General features: G+C 60.5%; 15 protein-coding genes and 1 pseudogene. 8 read left to right on the forward strand and 8 right to left on the reverse strand.

From position 1 onward, the window contains the following. Window positions 1-86 precede the first annotated feature (86 nt). The 6 genes and pseudogenes from CUV01_RS13145 to CUV01_RS13170 all read right to left on the reverse strand — a co-directional run bounded on the left by CUV01_RS13145 (window position 87) and on the right by CUV01_RS13170 (window position 8317). Window positions 87-2495, reverse strand: coding sequence for a membrane-bound PQQ-dependent dehydrogenase, glucose/quinate/shikimate family (locus CUV01_RS13145; protein ID WP_232962232.1), 2409 nt, complete (start codon window positions 2493-2495; stop codon window positions 87-89). 115 nt (window positions 2496-2610) lie between these two features. Beyond that, window positions 2611-4050, reverse strand: a complete 1440-nt coding sequence (locus CUV01_RS13150) for a coniferyl aldehyde dehydrogenase (protein WP_101462082.1) — start codon at window positions 4048-4050, stop codon at window positions 2611-2613. A 156-nt stretch (window positions 4051-4206) separates the two neighbouring features. After that, a complete protein-coding gene (locus tag CUV01_RS13155; RefSeq protein ID WP_101460875.1) occupies window positions 4207-5193 on the reverse strand; it encodes a transketolase family protein in 987 nt (328 codons plus the stop codon). A gap of 1 nt (window position 5194) precedes the next feature. Continuing rightward, entirely contained in the window at window positions 5195-6076 is an 882-nt protein-coding gene (locus CUV01_RS13160; protein WP_101460876.1) for a transketolase, read from the reverse strand. Window positions 6077-6484: 408 nt separating this feature from the next. After that, window positions 6485-6886 (reverse strand): annotated as a pseudogene (locus tag CUV01_RS13165) (transposase); the annotation flags it as partial. A 301-nt stretch (window positions 6887-7187) separates the two neighbouring features. After that, window positions 7188-8317 (reverse strand): IS3 family transposase gene (locus CUV01_RS13170; RefSeq protein ID WP_101458713.1). Its coding sequence is split into 2 segments (ribosomal slippage): window positions 7188-8083 and window positions 8083-8317, totalling 1131 coding nucleotides; the frame shifts between segments, so codons are not numbered across the junction. A 26-nt stretch (window positions 8318-8343) separates the two neighbouring features. Between CUV01_RS13170 and CUV01_RS13175 the strand changes: the two genes are divergently transcribed. The 3 genes from CUV01_RS13175 to CUV01_RS13185 all read left to right on the forward strand — a co-directional run bounded on the left by CUV01_RS13175 (window position 8344) and on the right by CUV01_RS13185 (window position 12103). Beyond that, on the forward strand, window positions 8344-8715 hold the full coding sequence (locus tag CUV01_RS13175) for a hypothetical protein (protein WP_232962234.1): 372 nt from the start codon (window positions 8344-8346) through the stop codon (window positions 8713-8715). 17 nt (window positions 8716-8732) lie between these two features. After that, window positions 8733-10520, forward strand: a complete 1788-nt coding sequence (locus CUV01_RS13180; RefSeq protein WP_101460877.1) for a hydantoinase B/oxoprolinase family protein — start codon at window positions 8733-8735, stop codon at window positions 10518-10520. A 77-nt stretch (window positions 10521-10597) separates the two neighbouring features. Next, a complete protein-coding gene (locus CUV01_RS13185) occupies window positions 10598-12103 on the forward strand; it encodes an NCS1 family transporter (protein ID WP_101460878.1) in 1506 nt (501 codons plus the stop codon). 57 nt (window positions 12104-12160) lie between these two features. On the opposite strand, the gene CUV01_RS13190 is transcribed toward CUV01_RS13185, so the two are convergent. Then, on the reverse strand, window positions 12161-13060 hold the full coding sequence (locus CUV01_RS13190; protein WP_101460879.1) for a LysR substrate-binding domain-containing protein: 900 nt from the start codon (window positions 13058-13060) through the stop codon (window positions 12161-12163). A gap of 130 nt (window positions 13061-13190) precedes the next feature. Here CUV01_RS13190 and CUV01_RS13195 point away from each other — a divergent pair, with 130 nt between their 5' ends. Then, on the forward strand, window positions 13191-14423 hold the full coding sequence (locus CUV01_RS13195; RefSeq protein WP_101460880.1) for an aminopeptidase P family protein: 1233 nt from the start codon (window positions 13191-13193) through the stop codon (window positions 14421-14423). 236 nt (window positions 14424-14659) lie between these two features. Beyond that, the gene (locus CUV01_RS13200) at window positions 14660-16117 is read left to right on the forward strand and encodes a sodium:solute symporter family protein (RefSeq protein WP_101460881.1); all 1458 of its coding nucleotides are present in this window, start codon (window positions 14660-14662) and stop codon (window positions 16115-16117) included. A gap of 48 nt (window positions 16118-16165) precedes the next feature. Here CUV01_RS13200 and CUV01_RS13205 read toward each other — a convergent pair whose 3' ends face one another. Continuing rightward, entirely contained in the window at window positions 16166-17161 is a 996-nt protein-coding gene (locus tag CUV01_RS13205) for a GlxA family transcriptional regulator (protein ID WP_101460882.1), read from the reverse strand. 102 nt (window positions 17162-17263) lie between these two features. Between CUV01_RS13205 and CUV01_RS13210 the strand changes: the two genes are divergently transcribed. Genes CUV01_RS13210 through CUV01_RS13220 form a run of 3 tightly spaced genes read left to right on the forward strand, consistent with a single transcriptional unit; the run spans window position 17264 to window position 21828 of the window. Continuing rightward, entirely contained in the window at window positions 17264-18517 is a 1254-nt protein-coding gene (locus tag CUV01_RS13210) for a sarcosine oxidase subunit beta family protein (RefSeq protein WP_101462083.1), read from the forward strand. 12 nt (window positions 18518-18529) lie between these two features. Next, window positions 18530-18829 (forward strand): sarcosine oxidase subunit delta, encoded by a 300-nt coding sequence (locus CUV01_RS13215; protein WP_101460883.1) that lies wholly within the window; start codon window positions 18530-18532, stop codon window positions 18827-18829. Beyond that, a complete protein-coding gene (locus CUV01_RS13220) occupies window positions 18826-21828 on the forward strand; it encodes a sarcosine oxidase subunit alpha (RefSeq protein ID WP_101460884.1) in 3003 nt (1000 codons plus the stop codon). The genes CUV01_RS13215 and CUV01_RS13220 overlap by 4 nt, the downstream gene beginning before the upstream one ends. Window positions 21829-21830: the final 2 nt, after the last annotated feature.

Genomic DNA, 21830 nt, shown 5'->3' on the forward strand with positions numbered 1-21830 from the left:
GGTGGCCGCCGGTTACGGGCTCGCGCCCGCCGCCGACCATTTAGGATTGCGCGAACTGTACTATACACCAGCACAGGTCCCTTCGTTCATTCCGGCAATGCGAAGGCGATGATGTAATCGGCCCAATCATTCGGATTGTACCGCGCACCGCCTGCGGTCAGCACGATGTACTGGCGACCATCAGGCCCGATATAGGTCATCGGGGTCGACTGAGAGCCAGACGGCAAGCGGCCTTTCCACAGAACGTCGCCCGTCTCGGTATCATAGGCGCGCAGGTAGTAGTCCTGCGTTCCCGAATGGAAGGTCAGACCCGATCCGGTCGTGATGGCACCGCCCAAAGCAGGCATGCCGACATAGAAGGGCAGCGGATTCTGCAGGCCAATCCCGACAAGCGTCGCGTCCTTTCCGGTTCCCGCTGGCTGCTGCCAGACCAACTCGCCGCTGGCGACATCCACGGCCGACACGGTCCCCCAGGGCGGCTGCAGGCAGGGGACGCCCAATGGCGACATGAAGTTGACGACCGAATGGGCGTAGGGAAGACCGAATTGCGCCGACAGAGCCCCATGAGGATCGCCCTCAAAGTCGGGGTTATCCTTGCGGAACTGTTCGCGCGGCAGCAGCTGCGTCACCACAGGCATCCGCATATCCGCCACGACCATGATATTGCGGCCCTGATCCACGGAGGCGCTGCCCCAGTTCATGCCGCCGTTATTGCCCGGATAGACAAGCGTTTTTTGCGTAGACTGCGGGGTGAAATCGCCCTCATATTTGTAGCTCTTAAACATGATGCGGCACATCATCTGGTCGATGGGGGTCGCGCCCCACATCTGCTTTTCGCTTAGCGGATCGCCACCGATGGCGGCCATGCCGGTCGAATAGGGCTGTGTTTCGGCGTAATATTCACCGTCGATCACGCCATCACCGGCCGGCACCGGCTTTTCCTCGACCGTCTTGATGGGCTGCCCATTGCGGCGGTCCAGCACAAAGATCTGGCCGCGCTTGGTGGTCTGGATCACGGCAGGAATGGCTCCGCCATTTCCGTCGGGCACATTGGCAAGGGCGGGCTGCGACGGCAGGTCATAGTCCCAGAGGTCGTGGTTCTGGGTCCGGAAATGCCAGGCTTCGCGCCCATCATCCAGCCGCAGCGCGACAAGCGACGCATTATATTCGTCGTCAAAGTCGCGCCGATGCCCGCCGTAATAGTCAGGCGTCGCATTGCCAAGCGGCAGATAGACCAGACCAAGTTCTTCATCGATCGAGATCCCGCTCCAGACATTGGGGGTGCCTCGCGTATAGGTTTCGCCTTCTGGGGGAAGGTTGGTGATCTCGGGGTTGCCCAGATCCCATGCCCAGACCTGTGCGCCGGTGCGTGCGTCAAAGGCACGCACGGCACCCGAAGGCTCGCCCATGCTCACATTGTCGGCGACCCATGCCCCGAGGATGATCTTGTCGCCACCGATGAAAGGCCCGGTTGTCTGGGCGAGAAAGCCGGGAAGCGGGGGGATCACCGTGTTTTCGTCGATGGGATCGCCGGGCACCAACTGGCCCATTCCGGCCGCAAGATCGAGCATGCCATTCGTGCCGAACGTCTCGCAGGTGCTGCCATCCGATGCCCTGAGCGAGATCAACCGCGTGTCGGTGGTCGTCATCACGATCCGGGGGCCACATGTATCCTGTGGGCCGGGATCGAAATAGGCCAGTGTCCGGCAACGTTTCCAATAGGGTGATGCGCCCTGCGGGTCGAACTGCCATTTGATTTCGCCGGTGATGCCGTCAAGCGCAGTTACCTGAGAGCCCGAGGCGCATTGATAAAGCGTGCCATCGACGTAAAGCGGCGTGTTCTGGTCCTGAAGGTTTTGCGACTGATCGGCGATAAAGCCGGTCTGCGCGACCCAGGCAACCTCTAGCTGAGAAACATTCTCGGGCGTGATCTGTTCGGCGGTGGAATAGCGCAGACCTTCGCTGGTCTTGCCCCAGGCAACCCAGTTCTCGCCCACGTTTTCGGTTGCTGCGGATACCTGACCGGGCGTGATGCTGACATCGTTTTGCACAACATCATGGGGCATGAACATCAGGGCCATGAAACCAGCGAATATCGCCGATAGCCCAATGCCACCGGCCACGAAGGGCCGCGCAGAGGCGGGTCGCCCCGCACCCTCACGGACAAGCGGCAGCAGCAACAACGCGCAGGCGGCAAGGAAGACGGGCGCAACCAGACGCGGGACCAGCGGCCAGAACGAGAACCCGACCTCCCAGATGGCCCAGAGGACTGTGCCGAGGAACACGAACAGATATAGGTAAAGACCGTTCGCCTGTCCGCGGAAGGTGCGAAAGGCCGCCAAGGACATGAGCAGCCCGGTGATCGCGTAATACCAGCTTCCTCCGAGGGTGATCAGGTAGATCCCCCCAAATGTCAGAATAAGGCCGACGACGCCGAGGACGAATCCGAAGACGCGCAGCAAAAGATGCGGGGCGGGTTGATGTGGTGAGGTCACGGTTATCTCCTGAGGTTTTCGTCTAGGATGTTTGCGACACCGCAATCGGGGCCATCTTCAGTGGTTATTGGGTGTGCGTCGGGACCAGCCGCCCCGGCAGGCAGGGCGGCCCGGCTTAGCGCCGCTTTTTGAGGAAGTTCGTGGTCCTGCCGGCTAGTCCGCCCCAAGGGGGGCCAAGCTTTTCGAACAGGTTGATAAAGCCGATCTTGTGGACCGACCGCGCATGGCTGAAGCGTTTGAACCCGGCATGGCCGTGATACCCGCCGATACCGCTTGCACCGACACCGCCGAACGACATGCTTTCCTGCGCCGCGTGAAGCATCGTCCCGTTCAGCGTCACGCCGCCGGAAATCGAGCGATCAAGGATTCCCTTCAACTGCCGCTTGTCCTTGCCGAAGGCGTAAAGCGCCAGCGGACGGTCCCTTGCGTTGATATATTCCGCCACCTCGTCAAGGGTCTCGTAGCCAATGATTGGCAGGATCGGCCCAAAGATTTCCTCGGTCAGCAGCAAGTTATCCTCGGGCGTGTCGATCACGACCGTGGGCGGGATCTTGCGAAATTCGGCGGTGCCATCGTCGTCCAGGCTCAGAACCCGGGCACCGGCGGCGCGGGCATCGCTGATCGCGACAGCCAGTCGGTCATAATGCCGTGGCGAGATGATCGAGGTATAGTCGCCGTTCTTGGCGAGACTCGGATATTTTACCCGTGCCTGTTCGATCACCAGCTTGGCGAACTCTTCGACCTTGTCCTTGGGAACCAGCGCGTAATCGGGCGAAATGCAGGTTTGCCCGGCATTCAGATATTTGCCGAACGAGATACTGCGGGCGGCGGCCTCCAGCGGGTAATCATCGCAGACGACAACCGGCGATTTGCCACCCAGTTCAAGGGTCACAGGCGTCAGGTTTGCTGCCGCCGCCTGCATCACCTTGCGTCCGACCGGGGTCGAGCCGGTAAAGACCAGATGATCGAATGGAAGACCGGAAAAGGCCTGCGCGATCTCGGCATCGCCGACAATCACGGCGACCTCGGTCTCATCGAATTTTTCGGCGATCTTTTCGGCCAACAGCGCCGAGGTGCGGGGCGTCAATTCGGACGGTTTGATCATCGCCCGGTTGCCGGCGGCAAGGGCATCGACCAGCGGGCCGAGCGCCAGAAAAATCGGATAGTTCCAAGGCGAGATGATGCCGATCACGCCAAGCGGCTCATACCGCACCCAGGCTTTTGCCGGCTGAAACGACAGGTCCACGTGACGGCGTTCGTCGCGCATCCAGCGGCGCAGGTTCTTACGGGCCGTGCGCAGCGAATTCAGCGTAAGGACAATATCCAGAAGTCGCGATTCATGCGCGGATCTGTTGCAGAAATCAGCCGAAATCGCCTCAACAAAAGCGGTTTCGTTTTCAAGCAGCATGTTCCGCAGGCGGTCCAGCCGGTCCAGACGTTCCTCGGCCGTGGCGGCGACGCCTGTTCGCGCCGCCTTGTGCATGTTGTCGAAACGTCTGCGAAGGGTCTGTTGGGTATCAGGCGATTGAGCGCCGATCTCGCGATCATGTTTCATTGCAGAGTCCACCATCTTGAAGGTTAGGGTTTCTTTGGCTCCGACAGCCCGCGCCTGTGCGGCTTTGCGTTGATCGGAGAACCGTGTGGGGCAGCCGGTCGCAAGCTCACGCATTTCCTTGCGCTGCCGGCTGCCCCATTGGCCTGCGCCATGCGCCTATTTCATCGCATCACGCACGACGCTTTCGATGCCGGCCTCATCCAGCTTGTAGTGCCCGTACAGATGCGTCGGCGGGCCGATCAGCGAGTACTCATCCTTGATCCCGTGACGGATCAGGCGGGCATTGCCGGGGTTCTCGGCCATCACTTCGGCCACGGCTGACCCCAGACCGCCAAGCACGTTATGCTCTTCGATCGTCAGGATGACCTTGGACCGCGAGGCGGCTTCCAGCACCGCGTCGACGTCCAGCGGCTTGATCGTCGCCATGTCCAGAAGCCCGACCGAGTGACCCTCGGCGTTCAGCTTTTTGGCCACTTGCAGCGACGGGTGAACCGGCATGCCACAGGCAATGATGGTGACCTCGTCGCCCTTCATATGCTCATGCGCCTTGCCGATCTCGAAGGTGAACGAACCCTCTTCATAGACCTCGGGATTACGTCCGCGCCCGGTGCGATAGTAGATCGGGCCGTCATAATCCTTGGATGCCATCATCGCGGCATATTGCTGGTTGTCATCCGAGGGCGAAATGATCGTCATGTTGGCGATCGACCGCAGCGCGCCGATATCCTCGGTCGCATGGTGCGATGAGCCGTAAAAACCAAAAGCCAGGCCGGTATGGTGCCCCAAAAAGCGCACGTTCTGCTGGCTATAGGCGACGTCCATCCTGATCTGTTCATTGCAGAGCAGCGCAAGAAAGGCCGACATGCCCGACACCCAGGGTGTCGCGCCGGTCGTGGCCAGACCCGCGGCCATCGACACGGTGTTCTGTTCGGACAGACCGGTATTGATGACGCGATCGGGATGTTTCTCATAGAACTTGGCCAGCCCGCCAGAATAGATCAGGTCAGGCGTCAGCGCGACGACGGGCGTGCCGCCCTCATACAGATCGATCAGCGCATCGGACGGACGCAGCAGGTCCGGAAAGATGTCGCCCATCATGCGGTAGTGCCAGGAGCCTTCGGACAGTTTTTCCAGTTTGGTCATTTCAAATCTCCTTGCTCATGATTTCCTGAGCGGCAATTTCGGAATCGCCGGGCGTCAGATAGCCCAGATGCCAGCCGGTTTCGTTTTCCATCAGGTCGATGCCACGGCCCTTGACCGTATGGGCAATGACGCAGGCGGGGCCTTGGCGGGTCTTGTCGGCCTTCAACCGGCGCAGCAGCGTCGTGACGGCCTCCAGATCGTGGCCGTCGACCTCGTGGGTCTCAAAGCCGAATGCGCGCCATTTCCCGGCGATGTCGCCGATATCGTTGACCTCGGTGACCGCGCCGTCCAACTGGTATTTGTTGTTATCCACGATCGCGATGAGGTTGTTCACCTTCTTCGCCACGGCAGCGGTTGCCGCCTCCCAGACCTGGCCCTCTTGCTGCTCACCGTCGCCCATCATCGCAAAGGCGGTGAAGTCCTTGCCCTGGAACCGTGCGCCGAGGGCCATGCCAAGTGCATTTGACAGCGCATGTCCGATGGACCCCGAGGAAAAGTCGATGCCGGGCACCTTGGTCATGTCCGGGTGGTCACCCAGCGGATTTCCAAGGCTGCAATAGCCATCCAGCACGTCTTTATCGAGCCAGCCCAGATCGGCGAGGATCGGGTAGAGGCCGATGGCCGCATGGCCCTTGCCAAAGGTGAACCGGTCGCGGTCTTCCCAATCCGGGTCGCCCTCCTTGACCGACATCACGCCGTAATACAGCGAGGCAAACAGTTCGGCGCAAGAAAAGACGGAACTGTAATGTCCGATCTTTGGCAGCATGATCAGCCGAATCGTTTCCAGCCGGACCATTCGCGCCTTCTCGCGCATGAGGTCGATTTCTTCAGCAGTCGGCCGCAAATCATTGCGGGCGACAGTGCCGGTTTGAGTAGAGGTCATTGTGTCTCCAGTGCGGTGATCAGGTTTCAGTCGTTGGCTGGCGGCATTGCGCCAGCCGAGGCTTCGCCGGTTTCCCCGGTCAGTCCGAATGCAAACCGCAGCAGTCGCGGCCTCGAAGCTGACACAAGCGCGCTCGACGGGACGCGCAGTGAATTTGCGTGATGTCGCGCGGTCGTTGCCCGCTGCTGGTTGACGTCACATCACATCGTGCAACCTGAATACGCCTGTGACGCATGCGGCAGTTGACGTTGGGCGATCAGAATTTGACCCTATGTGACAGGGGCGTGACCTTTTCAGTGTCAGCGCCCCCCAAAAGCGCGTCGCTGGGTGCTCTCGACCTTCAGCGTTGAGCTGGCAAAGCCGATCACCGCCCTCTGCGAAGGGTGATCCAAGAGGGAAAAGCGCTGGTCACGTCGTCAAATGCCGGAGCCATAGGCGGATCGACGTGATATCAATGAAGCCAAGGAAGCTTTCTGCAATCTTGTCGTGGCGGGTTGCGACCTGCCGGGCGTTCTTGAGCCTGTTGAAGCAGCGTTCGACCAAGTTGCGCAGGCGATACAGCCAGCGATCCACGCCGACGCGCTTCTTGCGAGGCTTGCGCATCGGGATCACCAGCAGCACATTTCGTGCTTACATATCGTTCCTGATCTTGTCTGCATCGCAACCACGATCTGCGAGAAGCACGCTCGGGAGAGGCATATTATCCGCCATCATCATATCGAAACCGAGAGAGTCCGACGTCTGGCCCGGCGTGAGCACTGACCTCAGAGGGGGCCTGTGCGCAGTGACGAGGAGGTGGATCTTGGTCGTCATCCGACTGAAGAGTTGGAGCCTCCGGCAAACCCGGTGCGGTTCAGATTCCCTTTTTTCAACACGACCTAGCGTTATGGCAGAACCTGTTTGTCATAGAACATGAATGCCTAAGCGATTTTCAGACACCTCGGACGCTACGCTTCCAAAACGCCCATATTGCAGCAAGGGCTATCGCAAATAGAGGAGCTTAGGGATTTCTCGGCAAGGCGTTCTACCAATTGCAAGCGCAGTATCACCCATGGTCGGAGCGCGCGATCGAGTGGACCTGTCACGTATTTGTGCCGCTCCGAGTGCTCGTTTAAGCCACCTTCCGTTCAAAAGCGACCGGGCTTTTCCAGCCCAGTGCTGAGTGCCGTCGACGCGGATTGTAGAACCCATTGATGTATTCGAAGATCGCCATCTCAGCGTGCCGCCGGGTTACCCATGACCGCCGCCAGATCAGCTCGGCCTTGATGGTTTTGAAGAATGTCTCGACGGCCGCATTGTCATAACAATTACCTTTGCCGCTCATCGAGACTTTGAAGCCATGCTGGCGCAGGATCTTCTGGTAGTCATGCGAACAGTATTGGCTGCCCCTGTCGCTGTGGAAGATGCAGCCTTTGGGTGGCGACCTGAAGGCAATCGCCATCTTCAAGGCCCGGATCGCCAGATCGCGCTTCATCCGGTTGCTGACAGCCCAGCCGATCACGCGGCGGGAGTGCAGGTCCAGGATGACTGCCAGATATAGCCAGCCCTCGCGGGTCCAGATGTAGCTGATGTCGCCCGCCCATTTCTGGTTGGGCCCGGCTGCACTAAAGTCGCGATCCAGCAGGTTCGGGGCGATGTTGAACGTATGGGCGCTGTCGGTCGTGGCTTTGAACTTACGCGTTCTTTCAACGATGATCCTGTTTTCGCGCATCAGGCGACCGACGCGTCGATGCCCGACATCGACACCAACCTCTTTCAGCTCCTCTGTCATCCTCGGCCGACCATAGCTGCCCAAGCTCAGACGCGACTGTTCCTTGATATGCGCCAGAACGACCATGTCCATGCGCTGCCTGTGGCTGGCTGGGAGGCTGCGGAAGGCCCGTAATCCACGCGGGCTGACATTCATCACCTGGCAAAGCCGGTCGATCGGGAAGGCCCCGCGCTGTTCTTCGATGAACCTGAACCTCACGGCTTTTGGCCCGCGAAGAACTGGGTGGCTTTTTTTAGGATGTCCCTCTCCTCCTTGAGGATACGGTTCTCGCGCCGAAGCCGTTCGTTCTCACGCGCCAACTCGCGATCCTCGGCTGAGACTACGTCCGTGTCCCGGTGTGCGTTCACCCACTTATTGAGGGTCGACAAGCCGACCCCAAGATCATCCGCAACTTGACGCCGCGAAAGCCCGCTGGTCAGCGCAATCCGCACTGCATCCTTGCGAAATTCATCCGTCCTGACTGTGCCCATGGTTCATCTCCTTTGCTGCACATTACGTGGTCAAAGGAGCGGCACCAAACCGCGACAGGTCCAATTACGGCTACAGCTACCGCGAGGCGGAGGTCGAGCTGATCACCCTGCGGGCCATCGGCTCCGCGACGGCCCGCAAGATCGAGATCCCAAAGGTGCAAAAGACCGACGGAAGCTCGGTGGATCGCGCGCTGATGTTCGTGCGCGCCACCACCTTCGACGACGGCAAGACGCTGGAAACCCCGCGCTATGACCGGATGAAACTTTACGCGGGCGATGTGGTCAATGGCCCGGCCATCCTCATTCAGCACAATTCCACCACGCTGGTCCCGCCGGGCTATGCGGCCGAGACGCTGGATCACGGCAATACCCGTATCTGCCTTGTCGCCGCCGCGTGAGAAAGGGAGAGACAGATATGAACGTCATGACAAAACCCGAGTTCACCGAGGTGGACCCGATCACGCTTCAGGTCATCCGCGGCTCGTTCGAGACTGTCGCCGAGGAACTGGGCCATGTGCTGTATCGCATGTCCTTTTCCTCGATCATCCGCGAAAGCCAGGATCTGGGCGCGGGGCTGTTCGACACTGATTACAACACGCTTTGCGAAAGTGAATCGACGCCGATGCATATAGGCTCGATCCCCGGTTATCTGCGCGGGATCGCGGAAACCATCGAGGACGGCGAATGGTATGAGGGCGATGTGGTCGTTCACAACCATCCCTATTACGGCGCTTCGCATACGCCCGATCTGGCTATCGTCGTACCGGTCTTCTTCAAGGGCAGGCTGGTGGGCTTTGCCGGGAATACGGCCCATCACGTCGATATCGGCGCGGCAACGCCCGGTCTGATCATCGACGTCCCCGATGTCTTTGCCGAAGGGATGTTGCTCGCGGGCGTTAAGCTGTACCGCAAGGGCGAGGCCAACACCGCGATGTGGAACTATATCCGCATGAACAGCCGCGCCGCACAGCAGCTTGTCAGCGATATCGAGGCGCAGGTTGCCTCGGCCCGACTGGGGGCAAAGCGGTTTGTCGAATTGCTGGAGAAATACGGCGAGGATGTCGTCTTCGGCTCGGCCAATCAACTGATGGATTACTCCGAGCGGATGACGCGCCAGCGCCTTTCCGAGATCCCCGATGGTGATTACGAGGCCGAGGGCTGGCTTGACGACGATGGCCGCAACCGTGGCCAGCGGCTGCGCGTCAAGGTGACGGTTCGCGTGCGTGGCGATGAGGTAGAGGTGGATCTGACGGGATCGGCGGACCAGACGCCGACCGCCTATAACGTGCCCTTCGAGGGCTCGACCAAGGTGGCGGCCTATGCAGCCTTTCGCAAGCTGCTGCTCGATACGGCGACATCCGAGATGCGGGTGCCGTCCAACGAGGGATCCTTCCGCCCGATCAAGGTGACCGCGCCGCTGGGTTCGATCTTCAATCCCAGATTCCCCGCCTCTGCCGAGGCACGCTTTACCCAGTGCAACCGGATGATTGATCTCATCATCCGCGCACTGGCCCCGGTTATGCCCGACACGGTGATCGCGGGCTCATCAGCGTCGATTTCATTCGCCGCCTATTCCGGGGTGCGACCCTCGGGCGAATACTGGGTGTTTCTGGAGGTCAACGAGGGCGCCTATGGCGGCAGGCCGCGGTCCGATGGGCCCGACGCGATCGACAACCTGATGGCCAATACGCGCAATAATCCGCTCGAAGATCTGGCGATGCATATCCCGATGATCTGCGACCGCTACGAGTTGCGTGACGACGTGCCGCCGGGGGCGGGGGAGTATCGCGGCGGTATCGGCGTGGTCAAATCGCAGCGCGTGCTGTCACCGGGTTTCATAACCCATGAAAGCGAACGGCATTCCGAGGCGCCTTGGGGTATCTTCGGCGGCCATGAGGGCGCGGTCGGCAAATGCCTGCTCTACAATGCCGCGACGCCTGATGACGTGACCGAGATGCATTCGAAGTTTTCGGGCCTCGAGGTCGGGGCCGGCGATGTGATGGCCTATTACAGCCCCAATGGTGGCGGTTTCGGCGATCCGCTGAAGCGGCGGGCGCAGAAGGTGCTGGAGGATGTCCTGGACGGGTTCTGCAGCGTCGACCATGCCCGCCGAGCCTATGGCGTGATCGTCGATCTGGAAGAAGAGACTGTCGATATCGAAGCCACCAACAAGCTGCGCGACAAGATGAAGGCCGCAAGCTGAACCATACCCCCGGCGCACAAAATGCGCCGGGATTTTTTTAATTATAACAAAGCACAAACAGACAACAGGGGATCAAAATGAGTGTCGCAGATCAAGTACGGGATGCCGAACACGAGCGCAGCGCGCTTGTCGAGGAATCCATTCTGCCCACCCTGCTGGGCCAACGACCCATCGGGATGCTGGGCTATGCCTGGATCTGGGTGGGTATTGCAGTAATAATCGCGACCTATTCGCTGGGCGCGGCTGGGGTAGAAGGCGGCGTGCCTCTGCTGACCGTGGTCCTGACAATATTGCTGGCCAATCTGTGCATTGGTGCCGTCATGCTGATGACCGCTGATATCGGTACCGAGCACGGCCTGACGTTTGCCGTCTACCTGCGCGCGCCCTTTGGGATCCACGGCACCCATCTGCCGGCGATTTCACGCGGGTTGGTGGCCGCCATGTGGTTTGGCATCCAGACCTATCTGGGCGCGCTGGCGTTAAACGGCATCGGCCAGTATTTTTTTGGCTTTGACAACTGGGCCATCTGGTATGGCGTCTTTGCCCTTGTGCAAGTGGCCAATACCGCATCCGGCATCAAGTCTGTGGAACGCCTGGCTTCGCTTGCCGCGCCGGCGATCATTGCGATCTCGGTTTGGATGTATTTCACCATTGAGGGCGTGGCCAATACACAAGGCATCAACATCTGGACCTTCGAGGCCACCGGAGAGATGTCGCTTCTGGTGCTGTTCGTCGCAAATCTGGGCTTCTGGTCCACTATGGCGATCGACGTCCCCAATCTGACCCGCTTTGTAAAAACCAAGGCCCACGCCCGAGGCTTTATGGCGCGCAATCGCAACATCTTTGTCGGTCAGATTCTGGCTCTGCCGATCACTCAGGCCTTTATCGCGGGGCTGGGTGCGGTTTCGTTTATCGCTACCGGCAACTGGAACCCGGTCGAGGTCATTCAGGGCGAAGGGCAGGGCCTGTCGCTGGTGCTGCTGCTGGCCCTGGTGGTGCTGGCGCAATGGTCGACCAACAACTCGGCCAACCTGATCCCCTCGGCGCTGACCTTCATCAACCTCGCGCCGCGTCTGATCAACTACAAGATGGCGGTGGTGATCGCAGGGATCGTCGGCACGCTTTGCTTTCCATGGCAGATCCTGAACAACCTTTTCGTTTTCCTGGGCTATTACGGCGCCTTCCTGTCGGCCATCGGCGGCATCATGGTGGCGGATTACTACCTGTTGCGCAAACGGCGGCTCAACGTGCCAGACCTCTATAAACTTGACGGGCAGTTTCGCTATGCGGGCGGTTTCAACCCGGCCGGAATGATCGCCTGGGTGGTCGCGGGCGGTATTGCGGCATGGTATTCGCAATATGCTTTTGTCCTCGGTTTTCCGCTGGGATTGGTGATCTACCTGATCCTCATGAAGGGCATGGTGCTGGGCGCCCATCCGCAACGGGAAATCGAAAGCGGCTTTTCGAACGAATTCCTGGCGACGTCCGAGGGCAAAAGCTGGGTCTATATGGGAAAGGGACAATTCCAGCGCATGACCGAGGCCGAGGCGCAGGGCAGCGCCGTGACGCGTGAAGACCTCTGAGCGTTCATTGTCACAAAGCCATATGAGCCGCCGCGCCCTCGGGCGCGGCTTTTTCGGCTATTGGGTCGCGGCTTGCGATTGCGACATGGCCCAATCCGAAAACTGCCGGATTTGCGCCTGCACAGCCAGTGGTGCGCGTTTCGATGTGATCAGGTAGTAGTCAAACTCGTCTATCATTGGCTTATCTGACAGGCTGACCAATGCACCGGTCGCGAGATCAGCCTCGATCATCGCGCGCGGGCACAGCGCCACGCCCTGTCCAGACAGCGCCGCTGCGCGCAGAAGGTTGAAATCTTCGAAGGTCGTGCCTGACAAAGGACCGGAAACGTCGTGACCCGCATGTGCGAACCAGCGCAGCCAGTCGGTCTCGTCGCCATCATGGAGCAGCCCCAACTGATTGAAATCGTCCGCCATGCCTTGTCGATCATGTTGCGCGAGTACGGCCGGGCTGCAGACGGGCACTCTGTCGCCGCTGAGGAAAAACCGCGCGTCGATCATCGCTCCGGTGGGCGCGTCAGGCAGAAAGGTGAAGGCGACATGAACATCAGAAAAATCGATGTCATAGCCATGTATAGCATAGACGATGCGCGTCTCGATCTCGGGATATGCGGCGCGAAATTGTGACAGGCGCGGGATCAGCCAGCACATCGCGACCGATGGAATGGCGGCGATCACCAGTGGCTGGCTGCCGGTGCCGACGCGCGCGTGGTGGCAGGCAGCATCAATTTCGCTCAGGGCCCGCGAGAGGGTATTGGCCAGTTCCAGCCCATGCGGCAAGAGGACCGTCCGGTTTCCCTCGCGGCTGAAAAGCGGACCGCCCAGCCAGGTCTCGAAGTTGCGAATCTGGTGGCTGACCGCAGACTGCGTCACGAACAGCGCATCGGCCGCAGCCTTAAAAGAGCCAACCCGCGCAACCGCTTCGAATGCCCGGATCGCGTTGAGGGGAGGTAAGGCCATGAAACCACCCGTTGATGAGAAAAACTAAACCTACCGTTACGTAACATCGTTTGACCGGCGCAGGCAAGAAATGCTGTTTTGACGCCAGATGCGGCGCTGTTCGCCGTGACGGGATCAAACGGAGGACTTTATGGAAAGAGAGCGCTTGCAGAATTACGTCGGCAATGGCGACAAGGCCAAGGCGACCTTTTCCGACGCGGAAATGCAACGTCGGCTGGATGGCATCCGCACCTACATGAGCAAGGCTGGCATCGATGCGGCGCTGTTCACCAGCTACCATTGCGTCAACTATTATTCCGACTTCATCTATTGCCAGTTTGGCCGTCGCTACGGCTTTCTGGTCGATCATGACATCGCGACATCGATCAGCGCCGGCATCGACGGTGGCCAACCCTGGCGCCGCAGCTTTGGCGGCAAGAACGTCACCTATACCGACTGGCAGAAAGACAATTATTTTCATGCCATCCGCACTCTGCTTCCCGGCGGCGCCAAGTGCATCGGGATTGAGTTCGACCACATCACCATCGACACGCTGGCGCTGCTGAAGGCCGAGTTCCCGCAGATCGAATTCGTTGATATTGCTGCGGCGTCGATGCGCCTGCGCATGATCAAATCTGCCGAAGAGATCGCCCATATCGAGAAGATGACCCGGATCGCCGATATCGGTGGTGCGGCCTGTGTCGCGGCAACCGCAGTGGGCGTGCCCGAACATGAAGTGGCGCTGCACTCGACCGCGACGATGATCCGCGAGATCGCGAAGGTCTGGCCAGATGGAGAGCTGCTGGATACCTGGACCTGGTTCCAGTCGGGGCTGAACACCGATGGTGCGCATAACCCTGTCACCAGCCGCAAGATCGAATCCGGTGATATCCTGTCGCTGAACTGTTTCCCGATGGTCGCAGGCTATTACGTGGCACTGGAACGGACACTGTTTGCCGAACATGCAAGCGACGCGCATATCGCCATGTGGGAGTTGAACTGCAAGGTGCATGACCGCGGCAAGGAATTGCTGGTGCCGGGTAACAAGTGCTCCGATATCGCCAAGGAATTGAATGATATCTACGCAGAGGCCGATCTGCTGCAATATCGCAGCTTTGGCTATGGCCACTCATTCGGCGTGCTCGGCCATTACTACGGTCGCGAGGCCGGTCTGGAACTGCGCGAAGATTGCGACACCGTGCTGGAGGAGGGCATGGTCGTGTCGATGGAGCCGATGATCACCATCCCGGAAAACATGCCGGGCGCCGGTGGCTACCGCGAGCACGATATTCTGGTGATCGAAGAGGCCGGCAGCCGCAATATCACCGGCTTTCCCTATGGCCCCGAGCATTTGATCGTACAGGGCGCCAGCAAGGCCGCCTGACCCCAAAAATCGCGCCCCGACCAACGGTCCGGGGCGCGTGTCATTTCAGATCATATCGAAGGGAGGAAAGATGTTCTTCGATTCCTGGGTTCTCGACTGGTTCACCATACTGAACCTCGCCACGCTGGCCTTGGCCGTGCTGGGCCTGATTGTCGAACGCGCCAAGCCGTAGAAGACGGCCTGACAGCTTTGGCGCGCGGGAGGCGCGCTTCCACCCATATTTGGAGGAGTAACAGGTGGACACCATTCCATATATCAACTGGCTGATCATGGCGGCGTCTTTTGTCGTGCTGATCTGGCTTGGCTGGAAGTCCAGCAAGACCGTTCACGCCAATAATGACGATGAATCCGGCTTTCTTGTCGCGGGCCGGTCACTCGGCCCCTTCGTGGGTGCCGCAACGATTGTGGCCACCGGTTATTCCGGCTGGGGGTTCATGGGCTCGCCGGGCGTGGCCTATCAATACGGGGCCATCGAATTGCTGGGCAACTTCATGTTTGCGCCGGCAATGGTCATCGCCGTGCTGTTCTTCGCCCGTTTCCTTGCGCGCCGCGCGGAAACGCTGGGCAGCAATACGATCCCTGAATATGCAGCGCAGCTTCATGGGACCGGCGGCATGGCCCGACTGGTGCACGGGGTGGCCGCACTTGTCACCATCGTCCTGTTGCTGGTGTTCCTGACCAGCCAGATCAAGGCGGTGGGTATTCTGGCCGCCGGCTGGCTTGATCTGCCGCAAGCCTGGGGCGCGACGCTGATGATTGCGATCATCATCCTTTACACGATGCTTGGAGGTCTGACGGCCGTGGCCTGGACGGACACGCTGATGCTGATGGGCATGTTGATTGCCGCCGTCATCATCTGCGTTCAGGTGTTCAGCGATATCCCGCTGGGCCAGATGATCGCCGATCTCAAGGCCATCGACCCGGCATTGGTCAACCCCGCAACCTCGGATCCCTATGGACCCGGTCGCGGATCGGTCTTTCTGGTGCTGCCCTACGCGCTGATGTTCTCGGCTGTGCTGCCTTACATGGCGGTGCGCTTTCTCGCCTTCCGGCCGGACGTCAAATTCTCGGTCGTGGCGATGTGGACAGCGCCCTTCGCCTGCATCCTGTCGCTGATCCCGATTGTCGGGCTCTATATGCGGATCAAGATGCCCGAACTGGCCGAGGCGGATCAGGCAATGCCGGTTTATCTGGAGACCTTCCTGCATCCGGTTCTGGGCGGGTTCATTACGCTCTGCATCCTGTTCGCCATGCAATCGACCGCCAACTCGCTGTTGCACACGGTGTCGTCGGCCGCATCGCATGACCTGCGTCTGGCTCTGTTCCCGACCCACGAGAACCCGCGCACGGTGCTGCTGATCAACCGGGTTGCGGTGGCCGCCTTTGGTCTCTTTGGTCTGGGCATGATGCTGTATACGCCGCCGTTCTTCCTGTCCTGGCTGGGTATTCTTGGCACCGGGACGCTGCTGGCCGCGCTTGTCGGTCCGGTCTTTGTCTCGGCCTTCTGGCGTGGCAATGCCTATGGCGCGCTTGCGGCGATGGTCGGGGGATTTTGCACCTCGGGCTATCTGCTGATCTGGACCGATGCGGGCTGGGTCGTCGGGCCGCTGGTCGGCTGCGCCATCTCGACGGCGCTTTATGTCGGCGTGAGCCTTGCGACAGTGGGATTGGCCGCGCGTCACGCCAACGCCTGATTTTAGGCAATGATAAGTGAGAAGGGGCGGCTCCTGGCGGGCTGCCCCTTATTTCACTGCCACCTGCGCGACGCGCCAGACCTGAGGTGTCTGATCGTGGCGCGCGCGGAAGATCCTGATGAAATGCGACGCATCTGTGAAGCCGGTGTCTTGCGCGATCTGTGTGATCGTTCGCTCGGACCGCGACAGCAGCCATTCCGCATGATTCAGGCGCAACAGCTTGCCGGCCTCGGACGGGCTGGTGCCCAGATGTTCGGCAAAATGACGTTCCAGCTTGCGGCGGCTGACCTTCAGTCGCGCGGCAAGCGCTGCAACCGTCAGCGGTGTGTCGATGGTCTGTTGCATTGCCAGCAGTGCCCGGCGCACCAGCGCGTCGCGCGTGGCAAGTTCGATCGGTAATCCCGGCTGTGGGCGCTCGGCGGCCTGCGCCTCGTCGATCATCATGATGGCAAGGCTTTTGCGGGCCGCTGCCCGGCCCACATGCCGATCCACCAGAAACGCCGCCAGATGCGCCGAACTGGTGCCGCCGGAACAGGTCAGCCGGTCACGGTCGACCACGAAGATCTGGTCCGAGACGGGGGTTATTCCATCGAAACTTTCAAGAAAGTCGTTGTGGTGAAACCAACTGACACAGCAGCGATAGCCGTTCATCAGCCCGGCGCGGTGCAGCACGAAGGCCCCGGTGCAGACGCCCACCAGCGGCACGTTTGCCCGCGCAGCCCGGCGCAAAAATTCGGTCGCCTCGGGCGGGACGCGCTCAAGCTCTTCCATCAGCCCGCCGACCACGACGATGTAGTCAAACCGCGCCGGATCGCCCAGCCTTTCATCCGGCTGCACAGACAGCCCACAGCTTGATGCGACCGGGTTCATGTCATGTGACAACACCCGCCAGCTGCACAGGATCGGTCGCGATCGGTCGCCCTCGTCGGCGGCCAGTCGCAGCACATCGACGAAATTCGCAAAGGCGCAGATCGTAAAGCGCCGGGTCAGGACGATACCGACTTTCAGGCGCTGAGAGGTGGAAACTGCGGATGCTGTGGGCATGGCGCATACATAACATTATTCTGGCGCAATTATACAGTTCAAAATGGCATGTCATCGGGCAAGGAAAGGAAACCGAGTTCGCCCGCGATGGAAGGCCCTGACATGACCCATTTTTCCGCGATGTCGCTGCTTAAGAACGCTTTGACGGGACACAAGAACTGGCCCGAACAATGGCCCGAGGCCCAGCCCAGGGCGGAATATGACGTCGTCATCGTGGGTGCTGGCGGTCATGGTCTGGGGGCCGCTTACTATCTCGCCAAGGAACACGGCATCACCAATGTCGCGGTGATCGAGAAGGGTTGGCTTGGTGGCGGCAATACGGGTCGTAACACCACGATCATCAGGTCGAATTACCTCTATGACGAAAGCGCCAAGCTTTACGATCATGCTCTGGACCTGTGGGAGAACCTGTCGACCGAGCTGAACTATAACGTCATGTATTCCAAGCGCGGCGTGATGATGCTGGCGCATAACGTGCATGACGTGCAGTCCTTCCAGCGCCATATCCATGCCAACCGTCTGAACGGCGTGGACAACCGCTGGCTTACGCCGGCGGAGGCCAAGAAATTCTGCCCGCCACTGAACATTGCGCCCGATGCGCGCTATCCGGTGATGGGCGCAGCGCTGCAACAGCGCGCCGGCACCGCGCGACACGATGCGGTGGCCTGGGGGTATGCGCGGGCGGCGGCGAAACGGGGCGTGGACATCATCCAGAATTGCCCCGTCATCGCGATCCGGCGCGGCCCAGATGGTTCGGTCGAAGGGGTCGATACCGCCAAGGGTTTCATCAAGGCCAAGAAGGTCGCAGTTTCCGCAGCCGGTCACACATCGGTCGTGATGGAAAGCGCGGGGGTGCGGATGCCGCTGGAAAGCTATCCATTGCAGGCGCTGGTCAGCGAGCCGGTCAAGCCGGTCTTTCCCTGTGTCGTGATGTCGAACACCGTGCACGCCTATATCAGCCAGTCCGACAAGGGCGAGCTGGTCATCGGCTCGGGCACCGACCAATACACCAGCTATTCGCAACGGGGTGGCCTGCCGCTGATCGAACATACCGTGGCCGCGATTTGCGAAGTGTTTCCGATTTTCACGCGAATGCGGATGCTGCGCAAATGGGGCGGCATCGTTGATGTGACACCTGACCGTTCGGCCATCCTGGGCAAGACGCCGGTCAAAGGGCTTTACGTCAATTGCGGCTGGGGCACGGGCGGCTTCAAGGCCACGCCGGGGGCTGCACATACGCTGGCCTGGACCGTCGCCAAGGATGAGCCGCACCCGATCAATGCACCCTTCACGCTGGAACGGTTCACCACCGGTCGTCTGATCGACGAAGCCGCCGCTGCCGCCGTCGCGCATTAAGGAGTCACACCCATGCTTTTGATCCATTGCCCCTATTGCGACGACACGCTGCCAGAGCTGGAATTTGCCTATGCCGGCGAGGCGCATATCGCCCGCCCGGTCGATCCGTCGGCGCTGAGCGACGAGGAATGGCGCGATTTTCTGTTCATCCGTACCAACGTCAAGGGTGTGCATGCCGAACGCTGGCGGCACATCAACGGCTGCGGACGGTTCTTCAACGCGCTGCGCGACACCGTCTCTGACCAGTTCCTGACCACCTACAAGGCGGGCGAGAAGCGCCCGGACCTCAACAGACTGGAGGCTGCGGAATGAACATGTATCGCGTTGCCGGACGGGGCCGTGTCGATCAGGGCCAGCCTGTCAAATTCACCTTCGATGGCCAGGCAGTTACCGGCTGTCAGGGCGACACGCTGGCCTCGGCATTACTGGCCAACGGTCAGCATTTGATGGGGCGCAGCTTCAAGTACCACCGTCCCCGCGGCGTGGTCACGGCCGGGTCGGAAGAACCGAACGCTTTGATGGGCGTCACCCGTGGCACGGGTCGGTTCGAGCCGAACACCCGCGCCACCATGCAGGAAATCTATCCGGGCCTGACCGCCGAAAGCCAGAACAAGTGGCCAACGCTGGCCTTCGATCTGGGTGCGATCAACGACCGACTGTATATGCTGTTTTCCGCAGGGTTCTATTACAAGACCTTCATGTGGCCGCGCAGCTTTTGGGACTCTGTCTACGAGCCCTTCATCCGCAAGGCCGCAGGTCTGGGCAAAGCGCCCACCGAGGTGGACCCCGACACCTATGCCAGCCGTTACCTGCATTGCGACGTTCTGGTCTTGGGCGCTGGCCCCTCCGGTCTTGCCGCCGCGCTGACCGCAGGGCGGGCAGGGGCCAATGTGGTGATCGTGGACGAACATTCGGAAATGGGCGGCACGCTGCTGTCCGAACCGCAGGCGCAGATCGACGGTATCCCGGCTTGGGAATGGCTTAAGGGCGCGGTGTCGGAACTGGATGCGCTGGACAATGTGCGTCGGATGACCCGGACCACGGCCATCGGCTATTACCATCAGAACATGATCGGCATGATCGAGCGGATCACCGATCATCTGGTTACCTTGCCCAAGGATGCACCGCGCGAACGCATGTGGCGGGTGCGTGCCGGCGAGGTAGTGTTGGCACAGGGGGCCATCGAACGCCCGCTGGTCTTCGACGGCAACGACGCACCCGGAGTGATGCTGTCAGGTGCGGCCCAAACCTTCCTCAATCGCTTTGGAGTGCTGGTCGGCAAAACGCCCGCAGTGCTGACCAGCCATGACAGCGCATGGCACACCGCCTTTGACATGGCCGAGGCAGGCGCCCGCGTCGCTGCCATCATTGACACGCGCGATATCGTGGAGATTGCGCTGCAGGATCGCGCAAAATTGCTGGGCATTCCGGTCAAGCTGGGGCACACCGCGACCGCCACCAAGGGCCGTCTGCGCGTCAAGGGCGTGCGGGTCAACCCGGTGCGCGCCGGGGCCGTCGGATCGGGCGAGTGGCTGGAATGCGATGCGCTGCTGGCCTGCGGCGGCTGGACGCCCTCGCTGCATCTTTTCTCGCATACCAAGGGCGCGCTCGACTGGGACGCCGATGCGCGGGTCTATCTGCCCGGACGCAAGTCCGAAGCGGTGCAGATCGCCGGCGCGGGCCGGGGTCTTTGGGGTATTGGCGCGGCTTTGGATGATGGCGCCAAGGCCGGTGCGGACGCGCTCAAGTGCCTTGGCACATCCGCTGCTGCATCTTCTTACGAGGTTGCGAATGATCGCGTGGGCACAGGCGAATTCCATAAGGAATTGCCGACCGACCGCAGCCCCGGCAAAGCCAAGGCCTTCGTCGATTTTCAGAACGACGTGACTGCCAAGGACCTGCGCCTTGCTGTCCGCGAGGGCATGCGATCGATCGAACACGTCAAGCGCTATACGACGAACGGCATGGCGACCGATCAGGGCAAGCTGAGCAACATGAACGGCCTGACGATTGCCGCTGATGCGCTTGGCAAGGAACCGCCGCAGGTTGGCCTGACCACGTTCCGTCCGCCCTATACGCCGACGACCTTTGGCGCATTCTGCGGCTATCACAAGGGTGGGCAATTCGAAGTGACGCGCCGCACGCCCATCGACAGTTGGGCCGCGGAAAACGGAGCAGAGTTCGAGCCGGTCGCCCTGTGGCGGCGCGCATGGTATTTTCCCAAGGTGGGCGAGGACATGCACAAGGCGGTAGCGCGCGAATGCAAGTCAACGCGCGAAAGTCTTGGTATCTTCGATGCCTCGACGCTGGGCAAGATCGAGGTTTCTGGCCCCGATGCGGTCGAGTTCATGAATCGCATGTATACCAACCCCTGGACCAAGCTGGGTGTCGGGCGTGCGCGCTATGGCCTGCTTTTGGGTGAGGACGGGTTCATCCGCGATGACGGTGTCATCGGACGCATGCGCGACGACCTGTTCCACGTCACCACGACGACAGGCGGCGCCGCGCGGGTGCTGAACATGATGGAGGATTACCTTCAGACGGAATGGCCCGATCTCAAGGTCTGGCTGACCTCCACCACCGAGGAATGGGCGACGATTGCAGTCAACGGGCCGAATGCCCGCAAGCTGCTCGCGCCGTTCGTTGAGGGTTGCGACATGTCGAACGAGGCCTTCCCGCACATGTCGGTGCGCGAATGCACCGTCGTGGGTTTCCCGTCGCGGCTGTTCCGGATCAGCTTTACCGGCGAGTTGGGCTTTGAAATCAACGTGCCCGCACGTCACGGACGCGCACTTTGGGAAAAGCTTTGGGAGGCGGGCCAGCAATACGATATCTGCCCCTATGGCACTGAAACGATGCACGTGTTGCGCGCTGAAAAAGGCTTCATCATCGTGGGTCAGGACACGGACGGCACCGTCACGCCGCAGGATGCCGGTCTGACCTGGGCGATCGGCAAGGCAAAGCCGGACTTTGTCGGCAAACGCTCGCTCGATCGCCCCGATATCGTGGCGCCGAACCGCAAGCAGCTTGTGGGCCTTCTGACCGAGGATCCCAAGACGGTTCTGATCGAGGGTGCGCAGATCGTCGACAATCCCAACCAGCCGAAACCTATGAAGATGATCGGGCATGTGACCTCATCCTACTGGTCCGAATCTCTGGGCCGGTCGGTGGCGATGGCGGTGATCGAAGGCGGGCATGACAAGATGGACCAGACCATCTTCGTGCCGCGCGCCGATGGCGTACCGATCAAGGCCAAGGTGAGCAGCACGATGTTCTATGATCCCAAGGGCGAACGCCTTTTGGTCGAATAACA

Source organism: Paracoccus tegillarcae, assembly GCF_002847305.1.
GTDB classification, from domain to species: Bacteria; Pseudomonadota; Alphaproteobacteria; order Rhodobacterales; family Rhodobacteraceae; genus Paracoccus; species Paracoccus tegillarcae.